19 protein-coding genes are annotated in these 24570 nt (G+C 67.3%); 9 read left to right on the top strand and 10 right to left on the bottom strand.

The annotated features are described in order from the left end of the window. Positions 1-14 precede the first annotated feature (14 nt). Positions 15-4949, top strand: coding sequence for a DEAD/DEAH box helicase (locus ACIQCH_RS03470; RefSeq protein ID WP_402577453.1), 4935 nt, complete (start codon positions 15-17; stop codon positions 4947-4949). A 37-nt stretch (positions 4950-4986) separates the two neighbouring features. On the opposite strand, the gene ACIQCH_RS03465 is transcribed toward ACIQCH_RS03470, so the two are convergent. Together ACIQCH_RS03465 and ACIQCH_RS03460 are read right to left on the bottom strand one after the other, a co-directional pair. Further along, entirely contained in the window at positions 4987-5424 is a 438-nt protein-coding gene (locus ACIQCH_RS03465) for a hypothetical protein (RefSeq protein WP_402577451.1), read from the bottom strand. 597 nt (positions 5425-6021) lie between these two features. Next, positions 6022-6869 (bottom strand): IS5 family transposase gene (locus ACIQCH_RS03460; RefSeq protein ID WP_402577449.1). Its coding sequence is split into 2 segments (ribosomal slippage): positions 6022-6507 and positions 6510-6869, totalling 846 coding nucleotides; the frame shifts between segments, so codons are not numbered across the junction. A 223-nt stretch (positions 6870-7092) separates the two neighbouring features. Here ACIQCH_RS03460 and ACIQCH_RS03455 point away from each other — a divergent pair. Together ACIQCH_RS03455 and ACIQCH_RS03450 are read left to right on the top strand one after the other, a co-directional pair. Then, a complete protein-coding gene (locus ACIQCH_RS03455; protein ID WP_402577447.1) occupies positions 7093-7560 on the top strand; it encodes an NUDIX hydrolase in 468 nt (155 codons plus the stop codon). Positions 7561-8097: 537 nt separating this feature from the next. Beyond that, the gene (locus tag ACIQCH_RS03450) at positions 8098-9339 is read left to right on the top strand and encodes a hypothetical protein (protein WP_402577445.1); all 1242 of its coding nucleotides are present in this window, start codon (positions 8098-8100) and stop codon (positions 9337-9339) included. 43 nt (positions 9340-9382) lie between these two features. On the opposite strand, the gene ACIQCH_RS03445 is transcribed toward ACIQCH_RS03450, so the two are convergent. Both ACIQCH_RS03445 and aspS read right to left on the bottom strand, forming a co-directional pair. Further along, positions 9383-10156 (bottom strand): glycosyltransferase family 2 protein, encoded by a 774-nt coding sequence (locus ACIQCH_RS03445; RefSeq protein ID WP_402577443.1) that lies wholly within the window; start codon positions 10154-10156, stop codon positions 9383-9385. 261 nt (positions 10157-10417) lie between these two features. Further along, on the bottom strand, positions 10418-11734 hold the full coding sequence (gene aspS / locus ACIQCH_RS03440; RefSeq protein ID WP_402577441.1) for an aspartate--tRNA(Asn) ligase: 1317 nt from the start codon (positions 11732-11734) through the stop codon (positions 10418-10420). Positions 11735-12221: 487 nt separating this feature from the next. Between aspS and ACIQCH_RS03435 the strand changes: the two genes are divergently transcribed. Next, positions 12222-13178 carry a hypothetical protein gene (locus tag ACIQCH_RS03435; RefSeq protein ID WP_402577439.1) on the top strand — a complete coding sequence of 319 codons (957 nt, stop codon included), beginning with the start codon at positions 12222-12224 and terminating at the stop codon, positions 13176-13178. 1 nt (position 13179) lies between these two features. On the opposite strand, the gene ACIQCH_RS03430 is transcribed toward ACIQCH_RS03435, so the two are convergent. Further along, positions 13180-13689 (bottom strand): GNAT family N-acetyltransferase, encoded by a 510-nt coding sequence (locus ACIQCH_RS03430; protein WP_402577437.1) that lies wholly within the window; start codon positions 13687-13689, stop codon positions 13180-13182. Positions 13690-14913: 1224 nt separating this feature from the next. Here ACIQCH_RS03430 and ACIQCH_RS03425 point away from each other — a divergent pair. Beyond that, the gene (locus ACIQCH_RS03425; protein ID WP_402577435.1) at positions 14914-15921 is read left to right on the top strand and encodes a hypothetical protein; all 1008 of its coding nucleotides are present in this window, start codon (positions 14914-14916) and stop codon (positions 15919-15921) included. A gap of 306 nt (positions 15922-16227) precedes the next feature. Here the strand turns inward: ACIQCH_RS03425 and ACIQCH_RS03420 are convergent, their stop codons facing one another. The 5 genes from ACIQCH_RS03420 to ACIQCH_RS03400 form a co-directional block, all read right to left on the bottom strand. Beyond that, on the bottom strand, positions 16228-16791 hold the full coding sequence (locus tag ACIQCH_RS03420) for a peptide deformylase (protein ID WP_402577433.1): 564 nt from the start codon (positions 16789-16791) through the stop codon (positions 16228-16230). Between the two features lies 1 nt (position 16792). After that, positions 16793-17644, bottom strand: a complete 852-nt coding sequence (locus ACIQCH_RS03415; RefSeq protein WP_402577431.1) for a DUF1932 domain-containing protein — start codon at positions 17642-17644, stop codon at positions 16793-16795. Further along, complete coding sequence (locus tag ACIQCH_RS03410; protein WP_402577429.1) at positions 17641-19008, bottom strand: hypothetical protein; 1368 nt, start codon at positions 19006-19008, stop codon at positions 17641-17643. Before ACIQCH_RS03410 ends, ACIQCH_RS03415 begins: the two co-directional genes overlap by 4 nt. 375 nt (positions 19009-19383) lie before the next feature. Next, entirely contained in the window at positions 19384-19872 is a 489-nt protein-coding gene (locus tag ACIQCH_RS03405) for an SAM-dependent methyltransferase (protein ID WP_402577427.1), read from the bottom strand. A 72-nt stretch (positions 19873-19944) separates the two neighbouring features. Then, positions 19945-21345 carry a Tat pathway signal protein gene (locus tag ACIQCH_RS03400; protein ID WP_402577425.1) on the bottom strand — a complete coding sequence of 467 codons (1401 nt, stop codon included), beginning with the start codon at positions 21343-21345 and terminating at the stop codon, positions 19945-19947. A gap of 209 nt (positions 21346-21554) precedes the next feature. On the opposite strand from ACIQCH_RS03400, the gene ACIQCH_RS03395 reads away from it, so the two are divergent. The 4 genes from ACIQCH_RS03395 (at position 21555) to ACIQCH_RS03380 (ending at position 24551) form a co-directional block, all read left to right on the top strand. Beyond that, entirely contained in the window at positions 21555-22994 is a 1440-nt protein-coding gene (locus ACIQCH_RS03395; RefSeq protein ID WP_402577423.1) for an SAM-dependent methyltransferase, read from the top strand. Then, on the top strand, positions 22988-23578 hold the full coding sequence (locus tag ACIQCH_RS03390; RefSeq protein WP_402577421.1) for a hypothetical protein: 591 nt from the start codon (positions 22988-22990) through the stop codon (positions 23576-23578). The genes ACIQCH_RS03395 and ACIQCH_RS03390 overlap by 7 nt, the downstream gene beginning before the upstream one ends. Then, positions 23575-23904, top strand: a complete 330-nt coding sequence (locus ACIQCH_RS03385; protein WP_402577419.1) for a hypothetical protein — start codon at positions 23575-23577, stop codon at positions 23902-23904. The genes ACIQCH_RS03390 and ACIQCH_RS03385 overlap by 4 nt, the downstream gene beginning before the upstream one ends. Positions 23905-24083: 179 nt before the next feature. Next, positions 24084-24551 (top strand): hypothetical protein, encoded by a 468-nt coding sequence (locus ACIQCH_RS03380; protein WP_402577417.1) that lies wholly within the window; start codon positions 24084-24086, stop codon positions 24549-24551. Positions 24552-24570 lie beyond the last annotated feature (19 nt).

Here is a 24570-nt window from a genome sequence, read left to right as displayed (position 1 = left end):
AGGAGGAGTACGGGATGAACCCGCTGGAGCTGGCTGACCGGTTGCGCGAGGACTACCGGCGGTTCACCTGGACCACCTACCCGATTGCCGATCCGGGCTTGCGCTCCCGTCTGGAGCGGATGGTGGATGAGGATTCCCTGCTGTGGAACGGCCCTTATCTGTCTGTGCAGCCGCGCTACCAGCTGGAAGCGACGCTCGCCGAGCTCGCTGCCAGCGTCGGCCTGCCGACGGAGATCACCGAAGCGTTTCCGCGGGTGGAGCGTTTGTTCAGGCACCAGGTCACGGCGATCACTCGGATCCGCCAGGGCCTGAACACCCTGGTGGCCACGGGTACCGGCTCGGGTAAGACCGAGTCCTTCCTGATCCCGGTCATCGCGCATGCCTTCGACAACCGGCACCGGCCAGGGGTCAAGGCAATCGCCCTGTACCCGATGAACGCCTTGGTCAACGACCAGGAGGACCGCGTGCAGGCCGCCTGCGAGAAGCTCGGCCTGACCTATGGCGTGTACACGGGGGCCACTCCGCAGCACGAACGGACGCGGATGCAGGAGACGCCGCCGGACATCCTGCTCACCAACTACTCGATGCTGGAGTACATCCTCACCCGCCGAGATGACCGGGAGTTGTTCCGCAACGGCATGCTGCGCCATCTGATCCTGGACGAGATCCACACCTACCAGGGGGCGCTGGGTACCGAGATCGCCGGCCTGGTGCGGCGCCTGCGCGGCCACGTCGATGATGACGGCCTGGTGTGCGTGGGGCTGTCCGCGACCGTGAGCGCCGGGGGCGACCACGACGTGGATCTGCAGCGCACCGCGGAGTTCGCCAGCAGCTTGTTCGCCGCTCCGTTCGACGTGGATGCCATCGTCGAGGAGACGGCCATCCCGCAGCCGGAGCCGGACCACAGCGCGATCGGCCCGGCCCCCGACCGCGATCTGCTGCGCCGCGCCCTGGCTGACGGCGGGGACACCCAGAGTCTGCGGGCCGTGCTGGGTGACCCGCAGGCCAGCCCGGTGCTGGACCTGCTACGCGCACACCTGGCCCACCCCAGCACCGTTGCCGAACTTGTGGACACCCTGGCGAGCCTTCCGCGGCGCGCCGATGCCGACCGGGATGCCTTGGAGGATGAGGTCGCCGGATGGCTGCTGCTGGGCGCCGACACCCATACGCCGGACGGCCCGCCCGTCCTGGAGGCCAAGGTCCACCTGTTCCTGCGCAGCTTGCCCACCCCCGTACGCTGCGTCGGCAAGGCCGAGCACCTGCTGCTGGACGGTGCAACGACCTGTCCGCACCCAGAGTGCGGCGCACAGGCCACCATGTCGCTGGGCGTATGCCTGGGCTGCGGCCAGGACTACGACCTGGAACGCGACGACCCCCACGGCCCGGTCACCCGTTACGTTGCTCGCCGCCTGACGGCCGAGGAGCCTTTGGAGGTGCCGCGGACGGGCAACAGGAACTGGTACCCGGCGCGCCGGTGCACGCGCTGTGGCAAGGACGCCAACGGCACGACCTGCCTGGGCTGCGGCACCGCCACCCGCGAGGTTGTCGTCGCGGTTCCCGAGCCCGACCGTCCACTGACACGCTGTCTGGTCTGCGGCTACCAGCGCTCGTCGCACGGCGCCGTTCAGGAGTTCACCGCCCGCACTGCCGCGGCCGTCACCGCCGCCGCGTTCAGCCTGCATACCGGGCTGGCGGCACAGAGCGACGACGAGATGCTGCGCCGGCTTCTGATCTTCGCCGACTCGCGGCAGGACACCGCGTTCCAGGCTGGCTACTTGCGCGATCGCGCCCGCGCTGTGCAGGTGCGCCACCTCGTCGTGGACAGCGTCACCGACCGTGTGCGTGCCGGGGATCCCGCCGCGAGTTTCAACAGCCTTGTCGAGGATGTCTTCCGGCGCGGTCAGGTATCTGGGCTCTACGACGATCCGGCAGGCCAGGACGCCCGTCGGCGCGCCCTGCGCGTTTGTGAATGGGACCTGCTGGGTGAGTTCGCCAGCGATGAGCGGCGTCCCCCGACCCTGGAGCGCCTGGGTCTGATCACGATCGGCTACCCGGGTCTGGAGGCTCTCAGCGAAGAAGCGCTCAAGCCGATCACCGACATCCTCGGCGGGGACGCGGCGGCGGCCCGGTGGCTGCTGGCACGCATGCTCGACTTGGTCCGCACCCGCGGCGGACTCGGCCACGACCTGCTCAACAAGCGTCTGGACGCGAAGACGGAATCCGAGCTCATCGACGCCGGCGCGACCATGGGCATGGGCCACACCGTCACCGGCTACGGAGAGACCACCGTCACGGTGGCCGGAGCCAACCCGTTGGCCTTGAGCTACCGGGGCGCGGCCGCCCGCCTGGTGAAGACGGCGTTCCCACTGGTAACGAATTCCGACGCTCGCGAGCGCGGCGTGCGCAAGGCCGTAGACCTCCTGGCCGAACACAATCTCCTGGCCAGCACCCAGGTCGGCACCGGCAGGTCCCGCATTCAGCTGCGCCAGGTCCCGCCTCAGGCCATGGAGGTGCGGCCTGCTTCCGAGACGATGTACCGGTGTGGCGCGTGCCGTGCCGTACAGCCCGGCACCTCACCGCAGAACAAATGCGCCACCTTCAACTGCAAGGGCACCATGGCGGCCTGGCAGGGCGACCCGGACGACCACGAGCGGCTGCTGGCCGCCAGCGAGGCCCCCCTCATCGTCAAGGCCGAGGAACACTCCGGCCAGGTACCGCTCGAGAACCGGGAAGACATAGAGGAACGGTTCAAGAACGGCGACCTCAACCTGCTGGTGTGCACGATGACGCTGGAACTGGGCGTGGACCTCGGCCAGCTTCTCGCCGTCATCTTGCGCAACGTGCCGCCGCGCCCGAGCAACTACGCCCAGCGCGCTGGCCGCGCCGGCCGCCGCGAGGAGCGGGTCGCGCTGATCGTCACCTTCGCCGGCGGCATGCCGCACGACAGCTACTACTACGCCCGTCCAGTGGAGATGATCCGCGGCGCCATCCGCCCGCCGGCGTTCCTGCTGGATAACCAGCGCGTCCTCCAGCGCCACGCCCGCGCCATGGCCCTCGAACTCTGTGGCCAAAACCTCCCCCAGTGGATGCGTGGCCTGGTCACCGAAGACGCAGACGGACAGCTGCACGGCATCGACGAGGTCAAGGCCGCCCTTGCTGACGGGCGGGATCGCATCTCGGCCCAGATTCATGCGGCCTTCCGCCTCGGCCTGGCTCCTGATGACCTTCCCTGGCTCACCGAAGACTGGGCCCGCGCGGTAGTCGACAACTGGATCACCGACCTCGACGAAGCCGTTGAGTCCTACCGCCTCCGGCAAAAGAGCCTGCTGGAGGAATGGACCCAGGCAACGAGCAAGCCGGGCAACAAGGAAGCCTCCCGCGCCGTCAGCAGTATCAGCGCCAGCCTGGAAGCCATGCGCAGTGGTGACCGTATCCGCGCCTATGTGCTCTCCTATCTCAGCAATGTCGGATTCCTGCCCTCCTACGCCTTCCCCACCGACACCACCACGCTCTCCCTGCAGCGCGAGACGGCCGAGCTGTCCCAGGACTCCGTCCAGGCTCTCAAGGACTACGCCCCCGGCCAGCTCGTCTACGCCCGCGGCGACAAGTGGCTCGTCGACCAAGTCGACTTCCGTCGGGCCAACCTCGTCAACTCCGACGGGGTTGGCGCACTGGACTCCATCAACCTGTGCAACCGCTGCGACACCGTCAACGACTCCACCAGCGCTCACTGCCTGTCCTGCGACAGCGACGACATGACCCCGCAGCACAGTGTCCCGATGCGTGCCATGCGCGCCTCACGTCGCCAGCGGATCTCGGCCGATGAAGAACACCGCTCGCGTTCCCCATTTGAGGTCACCCACCACCTCGGAGCCCCCAACACCTCCGAGACGTACCTGTTCGAGCGCGACGGACTGGTCCTTCAGTGGGAGCGCGGCGCAGAGCTGACCATCCTCAACCGGGGCCGCATCGTCAGGAACCAGAGCAATAGCGAACGGTTCATCGTGTGTACCAGCTGCGGGCTGTGGTTCGACGCCATCCCTGGTCCGACCCCCACTCGCGCGCAGCGGGACCGCCAGAAGTTCCATGACACGATCTGCACCAACCACCAGCTCGTTCCCAGCATCCTCCAGGTCGAACGGCGCGTGGACTGCCTGCAGGTCCTCCCCGACCTGGAAGCACTGGATATCCGCCCGGACAACCTCGAGGAATTCCTGTCCAGCACCCGCGCCGCCCTGGACCTGGGCTGCCGGGTCATCCTGCAGGCTGGCGACGACGAAGTGGCTGGCTTCGACTGGCCCCGACCCGACCCGGAAAGCGAAGACGCCACTTTCCGCCTCGCCGTCCTGTACGAAGAGGTCCCCGGCGGCGCTGGCTATCTTCGCCAACTCGCCGCCCGCTTCGGTGAAGTCGCCGCCGCTCTGGTCCCGGTCCTCGACGACTGCTCCTGCGAGCGCTCTTGCTACGCCTGTCTGCGCTCTTACGGAAACCAGCTCGAAGAGGACCTGCTCGACCGCCGCATCGCCGCCGACTTCCTGCGCCGCTTCATCAAAGCGCCGGAGGTCGAAGGACGTCGGGTGCCCAGCTACGCCGATGCCTTTCATGGCCGTCCTCGCTCCGCCATCGAGCGGCGCCTCGCCATCGCACTCATGACGATTGGAGCTCCGCGCGGCGTGGCCCAGCACTCATGGGGTGACCGTGGATCCACCGATGGCACGCCTCGCCCGGTCACCATCGCCGACTTTGCCTGGCCGGAGCAGAAGGTCGCCGTCTTCTGTGACGGCTGGAAGCACCACCACACTCCCGAACGCCAAGCGTCCGACAAGACCAAGCGGGATGCCATGCGTGCTGCCGGCTGGACCGTCTTGTCATTCTGGGGTGGCCAAATCGTCCGGAACGCCGATCAGTGTGCGCGGGAGATTTTGGCGCACCTCACCGCCGAAGGCTAACGGTTCCAAGCGCCTCCGGGTCGGCCATGCTGGCGGCCTACTCGGAGGCGCCAGGATTGGTGTTGGCAGAGCTCGGAGAGTGGGCGGCGAGAACCAACGGCACCTGCTCTCCGATGTTTTCAACCAGGCCCTGGACGCGAGCGAGGTCGTCGAGAATGTGTGCCACCGCTTTTATAACCGTGCGCACGGCGGAGATCCTCTCGCCAAAGGCGTGCACATAGTACGGATAGCCGTCAGGGCCGAACTTCGCGTCGACGGCCCACACTCGCTCACCCTCCAAGCGCGATAGGAAGTAGGTTACGGGTTCCCCTGTGCTAGCGGCAGCAATTTCCAGACTGACACGCAGCCCTACAGTTGGCCCGAACACAGTAAGTTCGTCTCGCCGGACCATGCTCGTCACCGTCACTGACAGGACGTTCCCTTCACAATCCTCGCCGGAGGTAACGGTGTAGTTCTTGGGGTGGGAGTTGGGCAAGAGTTTCCTCCGTAGGTCATGGGCTGATCGGAGACAAAGGGCGCCAGCAAACGGCAGAACTGCAAGATGTAGTACTTTGACATGCGCGACGCCACCTATCCAGAGTTCTCGACATTAAGGTCCATCTGCCCGCAGCGAACTACCGATCGGCGTTCTCACTCGCGCTGCCCGCTACCGACCCAGATCGTTTTGCAGAAGGCTGCGGGGTGGGCATTTTCCTTATGTGGGGTGTTCTGCGAGTCTCCGACAAACCAGGCTGCCGAGCGGTGCGATCTTTCGCAGCAGTCGACTGGTCAGCGTTATCGCGAGCGAAATGCCATGGCCGTCGACGATCAGGTGATGTTTGCTGCCCGGTCGATCGGGCTGTGGCTTGGGCCACGAGCGGCCCGGCAGCGGGAGGGAGTCGATCGGTGCAACTTTTCCGCGATCCACAGTTGCTTCAGCTGCACCCTGCCGGTTTCTTTTCACGTCACCAGACGCCGCCAACAGGTCATGCCGACACCGAAACCCAGCTCTGGCGGTAGGGCTCCAGGTATGCAGGACGAACGAGGTCCTGCACAAGGCATGTCAGCCGGGAGGCTGGCCCCTCTAAGACTGCTATCGCAATGACTTCAGGCGTCGCCAGCAGATGAGTGAGCACGCGAGGCTGAGGAAGGCTTCGTGGATGTCGTCGCGTACTTCCCAGCGGATCCGCAGGCGGCGGAACCAGTGGAGGTGGGCGAAGGTGCGCTCGACGACCCAGCGGTCGGTGCCGAGGCCGGATCCGTGTGGGACACCGCGTCGCGCGATGACGGGTTTCACGCCCAGGGCCCAGGACAGGCGCCGGTACTTGTCGTGGTCGTAGCCGCGATCTCCGAGCACCGTGTCGGGGCGTCGGCGGGGCCGGCCGCGCTTACCGCGGACCGGCGGGACGGCCTGGAGCAGAGGGATGAACTGCGTGACGTCGTTGCGGTTCCCACCCGTGAGAGTGGCGGCAAGCGGAATGCCTGTGGCGTCGGTGATCAGGTGGTGCTTGCTGCCATTCCTGCCCCGGTCAACGGGGCTTCGCCCTGTTTTGGAGCCCCCTTTAACGCGCGTATGTGGGAGCCGTCGACCACGGCCCGCGAGAAGTCCAGGGCGTCGGCCCCGCGGAGCCGGGCCAGAAGGCTCTCGTGCAGCCGAGGCCAGACGCCGGCATCGGACCACTCCGCCAGACGCCGCCAGCAGGTCATGCCCGATCCGAACCCCAGTTCCTGCGGGAGGTGTTCCCACGAGATCCCGGTGTGCAGAACGAACAGGATGCCCTGGAACACCAGCCTGTCCGGATGTCGCCTCCGACCAGGATGACGAGTCCGACGCTCCACCCGCGGCAGGAGCGGTTCGATCACCGCCCAGAGTTCATCGTCCACTTCCCACGGCTTCCGCCGAGCCACCCCGCACCCCCAGATCCACGTCCTCACGGCCATCCAACCAGCCCAAAGATCATTTCGTTAGGGGTTGTAAGCCAGGGCGCGCCCGACGGTCACTCGTGGACAGAATCCGCTAGCGCCTGTCTCCTTGGAAGACATCTCACGGAGCTCACTCAAGAGGTATGACGGCACAAGGGTGGTTCGAGGACTACGCTCAAGGCTTGGAAGCGTCTGGCCGCCGCACGGCCACGGATTCCTGACCAGGAGGGGACCGCCGCATATGGGCAGGACTGAATACTACAACGACCCCGCCGCACCCAAGGCGAACACCCTCATCCCCGCCAGCAACCTGCTTGTCGTCGACGACAATGGCGCCATCCTCTTCCAGCGCCGCCGCGACACCGGCCAGTGGGCCCTGCCCGGCGGAGCCCAGGATATCGGCGAGACGGCCGCCCAATGCGCGGTACGCGAGTGTCTGGAGGAGACCGGCATCGTGGCCGAGATCACCGGCTTCCTCGGTGTCTATACCAACCCGAAACACATCGTCGCCTACACCGACGGCGAGATCCGGCAGCAGTACGAGAACACATACATCGGCCGCCCCATCGGCGGTACGCCCACGATCAACGACGAAGCCGACGGTGTCCGCTTCGTTCAGCCTGCCGACCTCGACCAGTACGACATCCACCCCAGCATGCGCCAGCAGATCGGCGACTACCTCGCCGGCACCTACCCCTTCCTCGGATAGCGCGGCAGCACCGCCTTCACACGCTCCACAGCGGCAACACAATCTTCGGCGACGCCCTGTGGATGAACCGACCCACCGCGCTGTCAGCGGTACAGCAGCTTCCTCCCGCTGTTCCCCTGGTTCGACCTTGCCAGCCGGCAACTGCCACGAGAGGCTCCCCTCCGCGGCGGAAGGCAGCCCGCTCGGCCGTGCCGCCGTCCAGCAGCTGCCGGGCGGAGCACCGCACCAGAATCTCGATCGGCAACGTCAAAACCCGCTGCAATCGCCCAGCCCCCGACCAGCACGCGCCGAATTCGGCATCGACTGGGCCGACTCTTGAGAGCAGAGTGCGACCTCAGGCACGCCCCGAGCGCGCTGTCGTACCCACGTGCGAGGGTTGCCAACGGCCTTGCCATCGAAGTCACCTGGGAGAGCAGATTGTGGAAAGCGTCAACGATCTGCCAACGGGGCGGTGATCGGACGCAAGGGCGGACATGTTGATCACGCGTATGCAGGCAATCACCACAAGCCAGGCACCCTGGGGGGAATGTGGCAGACGTGAACGTCGACAGCCTTCGCGGAAAGGATCTCGCGGAGTACATCGTGACGACCTACGGCTTCTCGGTCTACCCCGTGCAATCAGACGGGACGCCGCTGCAGAACTGCGAGACGTGCCGTTCCAGAAGCGTACGGTATAGATCCGGTTCGTTGTCATGCACAGCCTGTGTCCAGGGGTTTGGGGAGGCTCCCGAGCCGGTCAAGCACTTTGTCTCGGCCGAGACGATGTGGTGCCACGGCTCTCACTCGGCCACGGCCAGGCCGGACAGAGTCAAGGACTTCTGGCCCACCGACGCGCCCCCGGCTGTCGCTCTTGCTCCCTCCGGGCTGCGAGTTGTCAGGGTGTCGCCGCAGATGGAGGAGCGGGACCTGTCCGAGATCATCGACTACGCAGGCATGGAAAGGACTCTGGTCCTAGGACACCCCGATGGGACAAGATCCATGATCTACATGGGGTACGGTCCAGCGACGACCTCGGGACCGACCGCGTCTTACGTACAGCTGATGCACACCTGTTCGGCATTTTTATGGGATGGAAGGATCGTCGCCGACTATCCCGTCTCGCACATGAAAAAGGCCGTCTATGGGTCCCTGCAAGAGTGCGACAGTCTCCTCGGTCCGTGTAGCTGTTCTGTCGACTACGACGACAGGAATCAGTACCGGTACAGCTGGCAGCACTGCCCCCAGTCAGCGGACACCCATCCAGGGATCACAAACTGCCGGGGCGGCGCCCAGGTGACAGACGATGTACCACGGTTCGAGCGAGAGGCCGACTTAGTCGACTGGCTCGTCCGACAGCTCTCCCCCTATTTCATGATTCATCGTCAGGTCTCAGGTAAGTCCATTCACGGGAAGACTGTCCGCTTGGACCTTCTCCTGACTCCGCGTGACACGACAGGCTGGAAGAAGACCGATGTGGTCTTCGGGCTGGAGGTGAAGCAGCCGAGCAGTGATCCGGCGAAGCTGATAGCCCAGGCCATCGACTACTCCAACTCGACCTGGACCGGGCATGGGCGAATCCCGGTACTGATGTACCCACTCGCATCCGAGTTCCGGAACGAACCGAGCTTCATGCACTTCCTGCGTACCCTGGCGGCGGAGTTCATGGTTGGGGAGCTGTCGCGCGACAACGCGTTGGGCTGGACCATCACCATGGGAGGTGCTCCGGTCTGGCACGCCTCCAGGGGGCCAGCGGCCGTGGGCAGAACCAGCTTGTTCAGGATGAGGGATGGGCACCGATGAGGTCACGGGCACGGCAGCGCAAACGACGACGTAGAGGAAGGGCCTAGATCCGCGAGTTGCGCAGCGACTGCCACACCGCACCGGTCAGCGCCCGCGTCGCCCGGGGGACCGACAGCCCCTCATGCTGGCGGTACAGCTCCCAGTTGTACGGGACCAGCGAGAGCTTGTTGGAGGACAGTGAACCCGCCTGATGGGACCTGTACACCGCAAGCGGCTCGGCCAGGCCCCGGGCGTCAGCGCCATCCCGCATGATCGACAGCCACAGGGCGTAGTCCTGCCGCTTCCGCATCTCCGGCATCAGCCTCGTGCCCAGGACATTGCGGTCGTACATGGCGGTCAGAGCGCCGATGTAGTCCCGCACCAGCATCGCGCGGTAGTCCACGTGTTCCCGCGCGCGGACCACCCGTCCGTTCGGGATGAAGTCGGCGCTCTCGCCGTCGTAGTCGGCGTCCATCTTGTAGTAGGAGGTGAACGGCAAGGGCGCATCGCCCGTAGCAGCGAACTCGATCTGCCGCTCAGTCTTCTTCGGGAGCCACAGGTCGTCGCTGTCGAGAAAGGCGACGTAATCCCCCCGGGCCCGCTCGATAGCGAGGTTGCGTGCCCGGCCGGCACCCCCCTGGTCCGGTGCCGACTCCGGCTTGACGCGCTCGTCCTGCCGGGCGAACTCCATGAGCAGGTCCAAGGAGCCATCAGAAGACTTGTCGTCGGTGACCAGCAGCTCCAGGTCGCTGTGGGTCTGCGAGAGCACCGACCGAACCGCTGCGCCGAGCGTCGCTGCCGAGTTGTACACAGGCATCACGACGGACACCAGGGGCACAGCGCTTCTCCTTGCTCAGTCAAAGACGACATCCCATTCAAGCACTGGAATCGTAGTGGGGGCTGCCATGCATGTTGGGTTGCGTGCCTGGTCCGGGCGGCCAGGCCCACGAACTCGGGCTCCCGGTGCAGGATCGCGTGGTACGACATCGCAGCACGACATCGACCAGCGGCGCCAGCCCGGTGACGCCTGGCACTGAGCCATCCCTGCTGTCCCACCACCAGGCCGGCGGAGGGACAGCAGCATGTGGTACCCCTGCGCTCAGGGGGTGAGGCGGTTCGGGCCGCGGAACAGGAACGCGGCCTCGCGGATCGAGTCCAGGCCGAGCATGACCATCAGGATCCGGCCCAGGCCTGCGCCGAGGCCACCGTGCGGCGGGCACCCGAAGCGGAAGATGTTCATGTAGTCCCGCATCGGCTCGGTGTTCATACTCTTCTCCTCGGCCTGCTTGAGCAGCACGTCGGAGCGGTGCTCACGCTGGGCCCCGGTGGTGATCTCCAGGCCCTTCCAGAGCAGGTCGAAGCTGAGCGTCAGGTCCGGTCGGTCCGCCGGACGCATGTGGTAGAAGGGCCGGATGCTGGCCGGGTAGTGCGTAATGAACACGAACTCGTGGCCCGTGAGCTTCTTCATGTGGGCGGCGATGGCCCGCTCACCCTCCGGGTCCAGGTCCTCCTTCAGCCCTTCCGGGTCCCAGCCTCCGGCCCGCAGGATGTCCCGTGCCTCGGCCATCGTGATCCTGGGGAACGGAGCCTCCGGCACGACGACCTCGACGCCGAAGACCTCCCGGATCGCCTCATCGTGGACCTCGGCGACCTTCGCGATGGCGTGGGCGAGCATCTGCTCCTCGAACGCCATCACGTCCTCGACCTCGTCGATCCACGACAGCTCGACGTCCACGCCGGTGAACTCGGTCGCGTGCCGGGAGGTGAACGACGGCTCTGCGCGGAAGACGGGACCGATCTCGAAGACGCGGTCGATGCCGGCGGCCACCGCCATCTGCTTGTAGAACTGCGGCGACTGCGCGAGGTAGGCCGAGCGGTCGAAGTACCCAAGCTTGAACACCTCCGCGCCGGACTCCGAGGCGGTGCCCATCAGCTTCGGCGTGTGCATCTCCGTGCAGCCGTTCTGCATGGCGTACTCGCGCAGTCCCTGCTCCAGGGTCGTCTGCGCGGTGAACACGAGCTGCGCGGTGGTTCGCTTGCGTACGTCGAGGAAGCGCCAGTCGAGGCGGTGCTCGGGGCCGGTGTTCTCGTCGATCGGCAGGGGCGTCTCCGCCAGGTTCAGCACCTCGACCGTTACGGGGACGATCTCCAGGCCGCCCAGCTTGACCTGGGCCGCGTCCACGACGTGGCCGGTGATCCGGAGGGCGGATTCGGGGGTGAGCGATTCGAGGATGGCTTCGAGCGGTCCGCCGTCGCGCTTGTGGGTCACCTGGACCATTCCGGAGTGGTCCCGCAGGATGACGAACTGCATCTTGCGTTGCAGCCTTAGTGCGTTCGCCCAGCCCGAGACGGTGACGGTCTGGCCGAGGTGTGCGCGTAGGTCAGAAGCCAGAACGCGGCTGGTGGTGTGGATCATCGCAGCCCTCCAGGGGCGTCGTCATGATCCCTTGGGGGCGTGGGCGAGAAGGGTACTCGCGGTGCCACCACGCCTTTGCCACCGCTAGGCAGCGGCGGCCTCGTTCAGCCCGATGACGGGGGCAAACCGGCGGGGCATTGGGCCCGGGGGCCGTTCCTCCCCGCGCTCGGGAGGGTCTTCACCACGGGTGCGAGTCCGCCTTCACAGCTGCCGGCGGCTCTCTCTGCTCGCGTGGTCCGTGGCTACTCGTCTCCGTCGACGCGTTGCCCACGAGAATATGGACCTCGCAAGTCTCCCGCAACGCAATCACGGCAATGGCGCACGACGTGGCCGAAGGACGCCCTCGCCGAGGCCAGGTACGACACGCAACACATTGCGGCCGAGTTGGCCGGCGTCAACCTCTTGCTTGGACTCCGGTGCAGGTGGCAGTGCGAGGTGACGGTAGGAGATTTCTTGCTACCGTCGCGTTCGCCCTCAAGGAGGTCTCATGGCATCGTCTCTGCCCGCTGCGGCTGATGTGGATCTGAGAGTTCAGCCGATTGACGATGTGCTCGAACGTGTGGACCAGGCCTTGGGGGTGCGGCTGGAGCGGAACACGGTGGTGCGTAAGCGCCGCACCATCGGGGGACAGACCGATCACGGTACCTGGGTACGGATCGAGCGTCGCGGGTTCGACAGGATCAGCGAGCAGGGTTGGAACGGTATCGAGGCCGCGGTGGTCCTGCGGGACGTGATCATGCCGCAGTGGTATCGGGGGTTTGCCTGGCGTGAGCGGGAACAGCCGGTGATGTGGCGCGCTGACGAGCTGGAGCTGATCACAGCCGCGCCCGTTGGGAAGGGCGCTCTGGTGCTCGACGACCCCAGTTTGCAGGATTCGTGGTGGGTGTCGTTGAACGCCTCGCTCGATGCCCTCGCCGCGCACCGTACTCCCCGCATTGCCACGCCCGACACCGTGATGATCACGCAGGACGTGGTCACCTCGACGATCAGTGCCGTCTTCCCTGAGGTCACCGACACGACCGTGAGCGACTGGGTGCCGGCACACGCGGACCTGACGTGGGCGAACGTGATGGGGCCCGAGTTCTGCGTGATCGACTGGGAGGACTGGGGGATGGCGCCTCGAGGGCTGGATTCCGCGACCCTGTGGGGCAATGCGCTTGCCGTCCCAGCCCTGTCCAGGCGGGTAGTCCACGAACGACGTCGGGACCTGGAAAGCCGGGACGGCAAGCTAATGGCGCTGTTCTTCTGCGCGAAGATCGCGGGCCCCCACGCGTATGTGGAGGACCCCCTCCTGAACCCCGCCCGCAGAGAAGCGGCGAGGCTTGTAGCGGAGCTTCAGTCGCCAGCGCGGACTATGCAACCGGCTACCTCGGCGACGTCGCCTGAGCACCACGATGGCCAGCGCGTCCTACCCGACCAAATCCGTCCACCCAGAATCACCTAGCTCAGATCGCGTCCGACACCGTGAACCGGTAGCGGACTTCGGACAGCAATGCTCCGCCGTATTCGTCGACTTGAACGGCGCCATCAGTGGAGTAGCCCGCCAGTTCATAGAAGCGCCGCGCCCGAAAGTTGTCGCGAAAGACCCACAAGAGCAACGTGTCGAAACCACGAGCCGCAGCATGGGTGTTCACAGCGTTGAGCAGTGTGCGGCCAACTCCTGTCCCGATGAGCGAAGGCTGGACGTAGAGAGCATAAAGCTCACCCAGAGCATGGTCCGCCTCCGCACCACGGTAGGGCCCGTGGCAAGCCCACCCCACAACTTCTGAATGATCATCAACCGCTACAAGATCCATCACCTGCCCGCCCGACAGCGCAAAACGTCTCCGGCACCGCTCGGCATCCTTCTCGACCCTCATCCCGTCCAGGTAGGGCTGAGGCACCATGCCGGTGTACGCCGCCTGCCAACCGGCCACACGTATTGCCGAGACAGCTGCAATGTCGGCTTCCTTCATGAACCGGACGGACATCATCTCGGCACCATAGGTGACCCTTTGCATGACCGTTTGAAATTTACGGCGAACCATCCGACCTCGATGGGCTTGCAGCAACGAAGACTTCGCCGGGTACCCGCCTGTGTGCGCTGTGCGGTACCGCGCAGGTTCTGTAGCCGCGAAGCTGTTGTAGTGGGCGGGTGCTTGTTGCTGAAGAGAGCCATATGGTCGCCAACCCAGTTGGTCGGCACGTATCGGTACGACTTGGAACGCGGCCTCGACCGCGCTGCCTGAGCATTTGTCCACGGCGCCTGATCTGCGGTCGTGTGTGGAGGGGCTCGGCGGGCGGCACGGGCAGCGGATTCTCCTGGGCCCGGACGGGGCGCCGGATCTGCGGGTGAACGCGTTCTTCGCGTCACCGGCGATGAGGAATCTGTCCGACCTGACCCACCGTGACTACGCGTAATCGCTGGTCTTGTGGCTCAACTTCCTGCTGGTCCTGGGCCGAGGTTGGTGGGAGGCGACTGAGGAAGACGCTGCGGAGTTCCAGTTCTGGCGGCTGACCGACCCGAGGAACGATCGGACCGTTCGAACGTCGTTGTTCTTCCGGAACGTGGCGGGCTGCAAGAAGTTCTACCGCTGGGTGGGGAAGCGTGATCAGGTGGTAGACCCGTTCGACGAGCTGCAGTACAGCCGAGGTAGGCGGCAGTAGAACGTGAAGTGGCTCGATCCGGCGGCGATCCGGCGCTGGGCTTGCGGGTACGCGGCCGCGGCCTGGACGACCGGGTGGATCAGCGGTGGCGCGGCCGCAACGGCCAGCGCGACGCCGCGTTCCTGAACGGTCTGCAGGGCACCGGCTTACGGCCGACGTAGTGGGCGAGCGTCGTGCTGCCCGAGCTGCCCCGCAAAGCGCCGGGCCGCGGGTACTTCACCTGCTCGCTGGCCGATCAGTGCGCCAAGTGCAGATACGGCTACCCCTACTGGATGCCCAGGTCGGTGGCCGCTAGGGTGCCCACCTACCGTGAGGGTGCACGGGCCCGGGCAGTCCGGCGGGCCCGGCTCTCCCAGCGGAGCAAGGGCGCCGAGATCCCGGACGGGAAGGGCGGCTGGAGCGTCCACGCGTGGAGCGAGCGTTCTGGAGGAAGCTCGCGGAATCCCCGTGCAGCCCGTTGCCCGCCGCGCGTAGGCTGGCGGTGCCGCGGGCCTGACCGCATTCCCCGCCCGGCCAACCCTCAAGGACCTCACGTGAGTACGTCATTCCCCTTCCTGCAGGGCTGGATGGACAAGACCCCGCAGGATCACCCGCTGGCCGACCTGATCACCGAGGCCACAGGGAACAACCCCGCAGATAGCTTCGCCTCCACCACCGTCACGGCCTTCGAGAGCATCATCGAGGCCCTGGAGAGGGCGCAGCCCGAGCGTCTTGCCACCGTACGCCGCGACTTCCGCAACGCCCGCACCTTCAACGATGACCTGATGATTGTGCGGGCCGAACTCGTCGCCGGCGCCAAACTCGCGCGTGCCGGGATTCCCTTCGACTTCGGCCGGCGCAACGGCGCCACCGATCCAGACCTGGTGCTCCGCGAGATGAACCTGGGCATCGAGGTCAAGGCCCGCCGCCTGGACGGCCTGCGAGACCTGCACGACGAACTCAAGGCCGCCCTCGCCGACATCGACCCCCCGGTCCTCGTACACCTCATACCCGACTCTCAGCCGCTCACCATCAAGCCCGACAAGCGGGCCGAGGTAATCGCCGAGACCGTTCAGCGGGTGCGCAACGGTAGCCTGGGCACCGCGGTGAAGGAGATAGACCAGCCCTGGTCAGCCCGCACGCGCCTTCTACTTAAGATCGGGATCTACCAGGGGCACGATCTGCCGAGGGGCTCGCTGGTCACCGTCACGAACGCCTTCTGGGGCAGCGAGCCGGGCCCCCACCTGGCGGACGTGGAGGACCAGGTGCGGCTCGTCCTGCAGGACGAGCAGAAGGTCCGGCAGGCCGAGTCCATGCCGACGATCCTCCTGGTCGACGCGGCCCGCACTGGCTCCGCGTATATCCGCTCGCCGAAGGTCTGGGCGCGGCGCCTGGAGATGCTGCTGCCCGACACCACCCCGTTCGTCGGTGCCGCCGTGATGACCCCCACGCTCGACGACCCTGACGTGGGCATCTCCCTGGGCCTCCGCGCGAACCTGTCCGACCAGGACCAGGCTGCCGTAGACGAACTGACCCGCCGCCTCGGACTCACTGTCGCATGACACGACCGACGACCACCCACCGCGCCGTAGCCGGCGACGGCAGGCCGCCGTTGAACCCAGCATCGCGTCGATGCCCCCCGCAGATACGCGAGCGAGCCCGGACCAACGGGTCCGGGCTCACGAGCTGTTCGGGGCACGGCTGCTAACCCTCGGACGGCGCCTCCGGGCCGGGGTCGCGCGCTGGGATCTCGCTACCGCAGTCCTTAAGGATGGGAGATAGCCCACGAGCTGGAACCCCTCCTGCGCGGCTTCGACACCATCGGCGAGGGCGAGCGCCTGGGCTCTCCCGCGTGATCGCCCGCGGACTCAGTAGCTCCACACGGTTCCTGTCTGGCGGTACTCCTCGACCGAGATGGGGGTGACGCCGTCGCGCATCCGGTCTTCGTAGAGATGACCGTCCAGATGATCGATCTCATGGTGGATGAGTCGCGCCATGCCTTGGCGGTACGTGCAGACCGTGGTGCTGCCGTCGAGGCCGGTCTGCTCAACGGTGATGGCCAGGGGCCGGGGGACGAGCCCTCGAACGTCGAAGAACGACAAGCACCCTTCGAACTGCTCGTCCGTCTCGTCGGAACGGCTGATGATGCGCGGGTTGAGCAGGGTGATTGGGGCGGCGCCTGCTTCGGCCGGCTGCACGATGGCGGCGGCCCGGTCGATGCCGATCTGCGGGGCCGCGATCCCCATCCCTTTGGCGAAGGGGTGGACCTCAGCGATCCGGACGGCCGCCGCGAACAGCTGGTCGAGGACCTGCTCGGCGACATCGCGCTCGGCGGGAAGGGCGAAGGGGCGGGTCGGCTGGCGGAGGATCGGGGCGTCCGCCTGGATGACGCCGAGGTCGCGCATGGTCTCGCTGGGGCGGGCGTCGCTCACCTTAGCTCCCCACCTTCGCGCCCTCACCACGCAAGTGAGTCAGGACGGCTGGAACGGGCAGGTCGTATTGATCCTTGTCTTGCTCCCAGCGGGACAACACGGCAGCAGCGGCCTCGGCCATGTCCATTGGAAGGCTGGCCGCCCGGAGGGTTTCGGCAATGTCCTGCATCTCAGGCGCCCAGCGCCAGGCCCGTGCCGCCACGCTCGGAAGGTAGTCCGGGTCGGAGAGGATGTTCGACGCCATCACCTCTGCCTCAGCGGTCAGCTCCGCCCCAACTCCGTGCGCGGCGGCAAGGGCGTGAGCGACGCCCGCGAGGGTCCGAGCTGCCTTCTGGTAGCTAGCGAACGCCATCTTCAACGCGGAGGCGGACCCGATGCCGCCGCTCGCGCGCCGCGGCTGGAGGTGGCTGTCCTTGAAGAGGCCCTCCACTAGGCCGACAGCCTGTTCGTCGCCGGCGAGGTAGAGGCGTGCCGTCCTCCGACCGCCCGGTGGCGGTCCGAAGATGGCGCCATCGAGTACGGCCGCGCCCGGGCGGATCGCCTCTGCGATGTGCTGCATGCGCTGTGGATTGATGGCGTTGGCGTCCACGTAGACCCCGGAGTAGTTGTGGCCGGCAACCTCCGCTGCCACGTCCTCGGCCGCCTGTGGTGGGCACACGGAAAGGACCACAACGCTGCGCTCCAGCGCTTCAGCGAGTGTGTCCACCGCCGTTACTCCTGCTTCAAATGCCCGTTCCCGCGTGGCTTCGCTGCGGCCTTCAGGTACCCAGAGCACCTCGTGACCCGCCGCCGCGGCCTGGGCGGCGACGGCTGCGCCCATGGAGCCTGGGTGCAAGACGGTTACGGTGGTCACGAGCTGCCTCCTGGTGGAAGTTCGGCAATGGGGCGTTCCTGGTGAGCAATGATCGATTCCCGAAGGCCGATCGCAACAGGGGCACCAGCTCCGGGGTGGACGGCGAGCTGTCGGCTGAAGTGCCCGATCCGTCGGTCCACGCTCTCCGTTCGACGGCGTGCGTTGGTCTCGAGGACGGTGTGGATCTGATCCGCGGCGCCGTCGAGGTCGCCTCGGCCCAGACGGGCCATCGCCAGGTCCATGCGGGCGAGGGACATCTCACCGAGCCGCTGTCGTCCGGACTGCGCTGCCTGGAAGATCTCCACGGCCTCGTCGGCCCGGGCCTCCGCGGCCGCCAGGTGCTGGGGTCCCGCCAGCCAGAGGTGGGTGCTGCTGGCGTAGAAGAGCTGTTTCTCCACGGGGAAGGCCATCATGCCGCCGGGCATATCATCCTCGGCCGCAACTCCTTCGCGGAGGTGTTCAGCACCAGCGAGGGTCGCAAGGGCCTCGCTCCCGCGGCCCAACTGTCCGTATGCACGTGCCTTGATGCTCTCAAGCCGGATGAGCGCGGTGCCGGACTCCGGCGTGTACGCCGCCCCCGACTCCGCAAGCCGTACGGCTTCCGCCGGCCGACCATCCCAGTACGAGATCAGCGCCTGGAGTCCGCGTACCCACACCCGGAGGCCGTTGTGGCCGGCAAGCTCGCCGAGGAGGAACGCCGTACGCGCTTGGGTGTCGGCGGCGTCGTAGCGTCCAAGGTCGAAGCTGGCGTTCGCAAGCACTCCGCACAGGACGCCGGCGCAGAAGTAGAGGTCGCGGGTGTACTGCGGTGGCTGGCGACCCTCCAAGAGTTCGAAGGCGTGGTCGCGCAGGGCGCGGACCTCTCGAAACACGGGTCCTACCGGTCGATTGGGGTACGTGTCGACTATCCGACGGATGTCGGCTTCCAGCTGCTCCATCGTGTGCGGTCCCACGTTGCTGCTCTCCGCCCGGGCCGCGAATCGCGCCGACTCGTTAGCTGCGGCGGTCACCACGTCCTCAAGGCCATGCTCGAATGATTCCCCTGAACTGCGCCGCTCCGCCCCCAGGACAGGCGGTGACGCTTCCGGCCCGGAAGACGCGGGTTCGAGAAGACGAGATGCCGGGATGCCGGGAAACATAAATTCCAGGACCCGTCGAGCCGCGGTCTGCGGAGTACGGACCTCACCGTGTGCCCATCTGAAGAACTGCCGCTTCTCGATGGTGGCGGTCGCGATCGACGGGTCCTCCTCGACCTCCGCCAACTGCTTGGCTGCCTGCTCGTACCGCTTCTTGAACACCTGGTAGTCCTGCCAGCCCCGCTGGTTGATAAGGGTCTGGAAGAGCGTCGGTCCTAATGGGCTCATGGCCGCTCCTCGCTTCGGCGCCTTCTCGGCCTCCACGCTAGATCTCAACAGCGACTAAACGTAGATCACTTCGGCAGAAATGACGCCGCCAGAGCGAATAGACATGGGTTGGACGCGAAAAGACCGCGTTTGGCTCCGGTTAGGCCCTCGTTCAGGCAACCCCAAGGCGAAACACTCCGACTTCGCCCGCCTCCCGACGGCGCAATGCACCTGCCTGCCAGCACTGCCCCCTGTGTCGCCGGCCTCAGGAGCACCTGCCACGGAGGTGTCCCGACCGCCGACTTGCCGAGGCTGACATTGCACACGAACCAAAACGGGACCCCGGGATGCCCAGCAGACAAAGCGGGCCCTTTCCAGCAATCCCGACGTCAGGTCCTACTCAGGTCGTTTGGCCGCGGGGTCCCAGTAGTTCGCCAGCATCACCGCTGGCCAAGCCGGGGCTGTGACGGGGCCTCGGGGCCCCATCTGCTCGAAGTAGGGACCAAGATCGTAGATCGGGGTTCCGTTCACAGCGTCGAGGTCGGTGACGTGCAGGTCCCTGCCGTCGACTTTGAGCAGCCGGGGAAAGGACGTCGCCATGCGGTTGGGGCGCCTGTGGTTTCGGTGCACGAAGGTGCCGGTGGGCTCCCAGTCCGGGTTGTTGCGGGGGCTGCGGGCTCCGAGGTGGAGATCGGCGTCGGAGCCCAGGTGGAAGTGCCAGGTGACGATCAGGTGGGAGAACTCGTCGAGGCCTTGCAGGGTGTCCAGCGGGAAGTCCGGGCGGAGGCGGATGATCGATTCGACTCCGCCCTGGTAGTCGTCGGCCGGCTTCTCGTGGCCGCCGACGACATGGCCGATGGCTTCCAGCGTGATCGGGTCGTGCACGCAATCCTCCCCTGCGACTACCGGTGCGGCCTGCGGGCCTCCCCGGTACGGGCCAATGGTGTGATGGCGCGGTCAGCGTACCCGGCCGATCACCGCACGAGCGCGGTCGTCCAGATGCGCCAGCGCCGTCCCTCCGCGCCCCCGGTACGGGGACAGGGACCGGCGCATCTGGACCACGGTGTCCAGCGCCCGGCCAGACTGGACTCCCTGCATGGTGTCCAGGGCCTGGGACCAGGTGGCGCAGGCCTGGTCGACGGCTCCTCGCTGTATCTGCACCGCGCCCAAGAGGCCGAGGGTGACCGCGTGGGTGCGGGCGAAGGGCTGGGCGCGGCGGGTGCGGACGCTGCGCTGGAACTCGCGCTCGGCTCCGGGGAGGTCTCCGAGGACCTGCAGGGTGCGGGCTGTCTCGTGGGCGAGGGATGCCTCGGAGAAGAAGAAGACCCGGGCGGGCTCGTCGTCTCCGCGCTCAGCGTGGCGCAGGTCGTCCTCGGCCCGCAGGAGGGCCGCGATGGCCTGCTGCTTGTGGCCGGCAGCCGCCAGGCTGCGGGCATGTACGACTCCGAGGAGGGAGCGTTCGCGGGGGCTCGCATCGGTGTATCGGCGGTGGGCGACGGAGTTCTCAGCCAGTTGGAGGGCCTGGGCGGGGTGGCCGAGGTCGAGGGTCTGATGGGCTTGGGCGCGGAGGATGTGTCCGGCCAGTGGGGCGTCGTCGGCTTCGGCGGACAGCCGAAGGGCGACGTCGAGCCACTTCTGGGCGAGGGCGTGCTCGGAGGAGTCGAACGCTGTCCAGCCTGCCAGGTAGGCGAGTTCGCCGGCGGCCGTGAACATCTGCGCGCGCGTGTGCTGGTCGGGGAATCGGCCGCCGAGATAGCCGGCGACGTCGGTGCGGAGGTAGGCCACGAGGGCGGATCGGCCGTCGCCGCCCCCGCGGCGCTGTTCGCGCTGGGAGAGCAGTTGTGTCATTTCCCGTACGGCGGCCACGTCGTCCGGGCCGACCTGCCACCCGGCCGACGGCTTCCGTGCCTGAGAGGCAGTGACAGTGTCCTGCCACCAGCGGTCGGATGGCAGGAACATCCCCGCGAGGGAGAAGGCTGCGCCCTTGAGGGTGCGGCGGCGCTCCGGGTCCAAGTCGGTCCCCCCGAGATCGACAAGCTGTGCGATTGGGTCGCTGTCCCTTCGGGCCGAACCTGCTTGTCCATCGGGGTCCTTGAGCCCGATGTCGGCAGCCGTGACGACCCGGTGGATCCCTCGGCTGTTCAGTCCTCGCGACAGCGCTTCGCACAAGATACGGGTCGCCGGCGGCGCCGGGTGCGATCCGCGGACCCACTGGTTGACGTGCGAGGCCGACACGGCCTTCAAGTCGTCGGCCCCGACCTCGGCCGCCACGCGCTGCAGATGGCGGGCGGTGGTGGCCTGCGACCAGCCCAGTTGCTGCAGCAGGCCCTCCAGCAAGGTGTTGCGCTCACGCGGCACCGGATACTCCCGTCCACGAAACGATCTTTACGCGCTTTACGCAGCACCGCGCAGCCCATGGGATACCCACGCCGGGTGAAACGCGGTTCGCTGAGCGTAACGGTAGCCCCAAGGGCCACTCTCCTGGCCGCAGTTCAGCCATCCTCCGCATCCAGCAGAACGCTCCGGCATGAGCGTCCACGACTGCGGAAGAGGAACGAGGTGAAGCGATGAACCCCCACCAGATCACGCGCGGCGACCTGCTCGAAGCACTGGCCTCCCCCACCGCCCTCTCGGCCTGCATGACGCTGCCCAGCCGCCCGGAATCCGTAAAGACCGCACGGGACTTCGTCGCGGACCAACTGGCCCAGTGGGGCCGTCCGGACCTGGAAGACTCCGCCACCCTGGTCTGCAGCGAGCTGGTCACCAACGCCGTCACGCACACCACGCCGGACTCCGCAGCGAGCGGATGCACGGTGGCCCTCACTCTGATCCCCGGGGAAGCATTGATCACCCAGGTCGCGGACCCCGATCCTGCGCCCCCGATTCCGAAGGTCACTCTCGCCGGCGCCCTGGCGGAGGACGGCCGCGGGCTGTCCATCGTCACGAAGCTGTCCGCCTACTGGAGCGCCTCCCCCAGACCCGACGGGAAGGGGAAGGTCGTCAGCGCGTACCTTCTGACGAGCCACGACACCGCCGGACCGAGCGAGACCGTGGCCGTGGAACCGTTCCTGCCGGACCGCACACCGTCGGCCGACCAGCCTGTGCAGACCCCGTCGGCACGCACCCCGGCATCGGAGAGCGAGCCCGAGTTACCGAAGCTCGACCTGTGCACGCCGTCCGAAGCGCGTGTGTGCGACTTCATCACCGGCGGTACGGACAACTACTCGGCGGACCGCGCCCTGGGCCGGCCCCTGCTCGCCGCGGCGCCGTGGCTGGACCGGGCCGCGGCCTCGGCCCGCGCCCACGGGCAGGAGACCGTCGCACGCCTCGCGGCACAGGGGATCACTCAGTTCCTTGATCTCGGGTGCGGCCTGCCGCAGCGCCACGGACGCAACACGCACGACGCAGCCCAGCGCCACCAGCCGGAGGCCACCGTCGTCTACGTCGACCGGGACCCGATGGTTCAGGCGCACGTCCGCACGTGGCTCGCAGAGACTCCACGCGAGCTGGACCTGCACGCCGACATCACCCGGACTGCTCACCTGCTCGACCAGCCGGCCATCGCCCGTCTGGACCGCGCACGACCGATCGCCGTGCTGCTGCATGAGGTCCTGCCTTGGATCAACGACGGGAAGGCCGAGCATCTGCTGGAGAGCCTGCGGAACTGGCTGCCTGCTGGCAGCGTGCTGTCCGTCGTCCACTCGGCCGCCGACAGCCATCCGGAGTCCACGCCCGTCCTCGTCGGCCTCTACCGGAATGCGGGCATCCTTTACCGGCCCCGGAGCCTGAAGCAGTTACTCGCCCTGGTCCGGAGCTGGGACGTGGACGACCCGGGCATCACCGCTGTTCCGTTGGGCGGGCTCCACGCCGTCGGCGGCCGAGCACCGTTGTACAGCTCGTACGCCTTCGTCGCGCGCGCACAGCATCTAATTGTGCCCCGGATTGGCCAGGACGCCGCGGCGGGGGAAGCAGCTGTAGGCGGCGCGGGCGTCGAGGTCACATGGTGATCGCCCCCTACTGCGTGCGCGCCCTGACCCCCGTCGACTTCCCGCACGCGAGCCGCTTGCTGGCCCGGCGCTGGTCGCGCGAGGCCGACTGCGGGCGGCCGGTCGACCATAAGCAGGACTACGCCTTGATCCTGCCGCTGCGCACAGGGGACCACCCGAAGCTGCACGGCCTGTTCGAGGACGAGGGGCTCGTGGCGATGTGGGAGCTGGATCCCACATCGCCGGGCCCCGGGTGGAGCGCCGCCGAGCGGCAGGAGCGCAGCGTCTGCCTGTTCGTGCTCTACACCGACCCCACCCACCGCAACGCGGGGCGCCTGGTTTCGCTCTGGCTCGCCGACCACTTCGCCCGCACTCCTCGGCCACCGGTATGGCTGCGCTGCAGCATCCCCGATGGCCGCCTGGCGGCCCACATCTCGGGGACGTGGGGCTGGCAGGAGGTGCGCCAGGAAGGTGGCCGTCACCTGCTGCAGCGTCCGCCGGAGCTCAAGCCGCATCTGGACCTGCTGATCGCCGGACAGCCTGCCTCCGCAGCACCCGGCGAAAGCCCTCGCCCGCTCGCACTCGCCAGGACCGATCACTCATGACGCTGACCGACTACGACGATGACGCCTTCTGGACCGGACCTGAGGACTACGAGCCGGACCCGGCACACGACCCCTTGTTCACCCGCACGGTAGGCAATGCGCCGCCGGGTGACGTCTGGGCGGCCTCGCCTCGGGAGATCAGGGTTGGCGACTGGCTGGTCCTCGGCGGCACGGCGTACGAGATCACCAACATGTTCTCCCGGGGCTACGACGGCTCCGTGAAACGCGTGATCCTGCGCGGCCACACCCCACAGGTGGTCGAGACCCGGCACGAGATCGTGCGCCCGCACGCGCCTTCGCACCGTGCCCCGAGCCGGCCCTGGTAGCCAGCGGGCTCACCCGTCCGGCGCCGACACCCCCGATATCCCTTTCCCTGTCCGAGGAGTTTTCCGTGGGCCCGTCGCTACCGATCCCCACACCGCAGGTCTGCTTACCCGATCCGCCTTCATGGCCGGGGGCGGGCGTTCCTGCCGGTGTCCCGCCCACTCCTCCCGAAGCGGAGGAGGTGGCCTGGCGTTTGTTGCGCGCCCTCGCGGTCTCGCGGCACGAGGACATCACGAGCGAGGAAAGCGGCCTCTGGGACGCACTCAACCACGTCCTCGACGATGCCGTGGGCGCGCCCGACGTCCGGCCGCTGACCTCCAGCCTGGCCGTACACCTCGGCTCGCTGACGGACCGGGCCTCCCGCCACATCCAAACTGGGCTCACCGAACAGACCCGGTCGCGAGCACGCATCCTCTTGCACGAGGTCCGCGACCGGCTGCGCCTCGACACCCAGGACATCGGCCTCCTGCGCCGTCTGGCCTGGATGACCGAGGAGGTCGCCGACGAGGCCCTGAACCAGGCTTCGTCCAGAGCGGCCTCGGCGCTGGCCGCAGCCCGAACGCCCTCGTACTCCCCCGCGCCCACGGGGCGGGCCGGACAGTGGTCCAGAGGGCTTGCCCCTGCCACGTATCCGGCGGTCTCGGCATGACCGGCGTAGGCTCCGCTGC

This window comes from Streptomyces sp. NPDC093225 (assembly GCF_044753805.1).
Taxonomy (GTDB): domain Bacteria; phylum Actinomycetota; class Actinomycetes; order Streptomycetales; family Streptomycetaceae; genus Streptomyces.
This window is presented reverse-complemented; position numbering and strand designations above follow the sequence as displayed.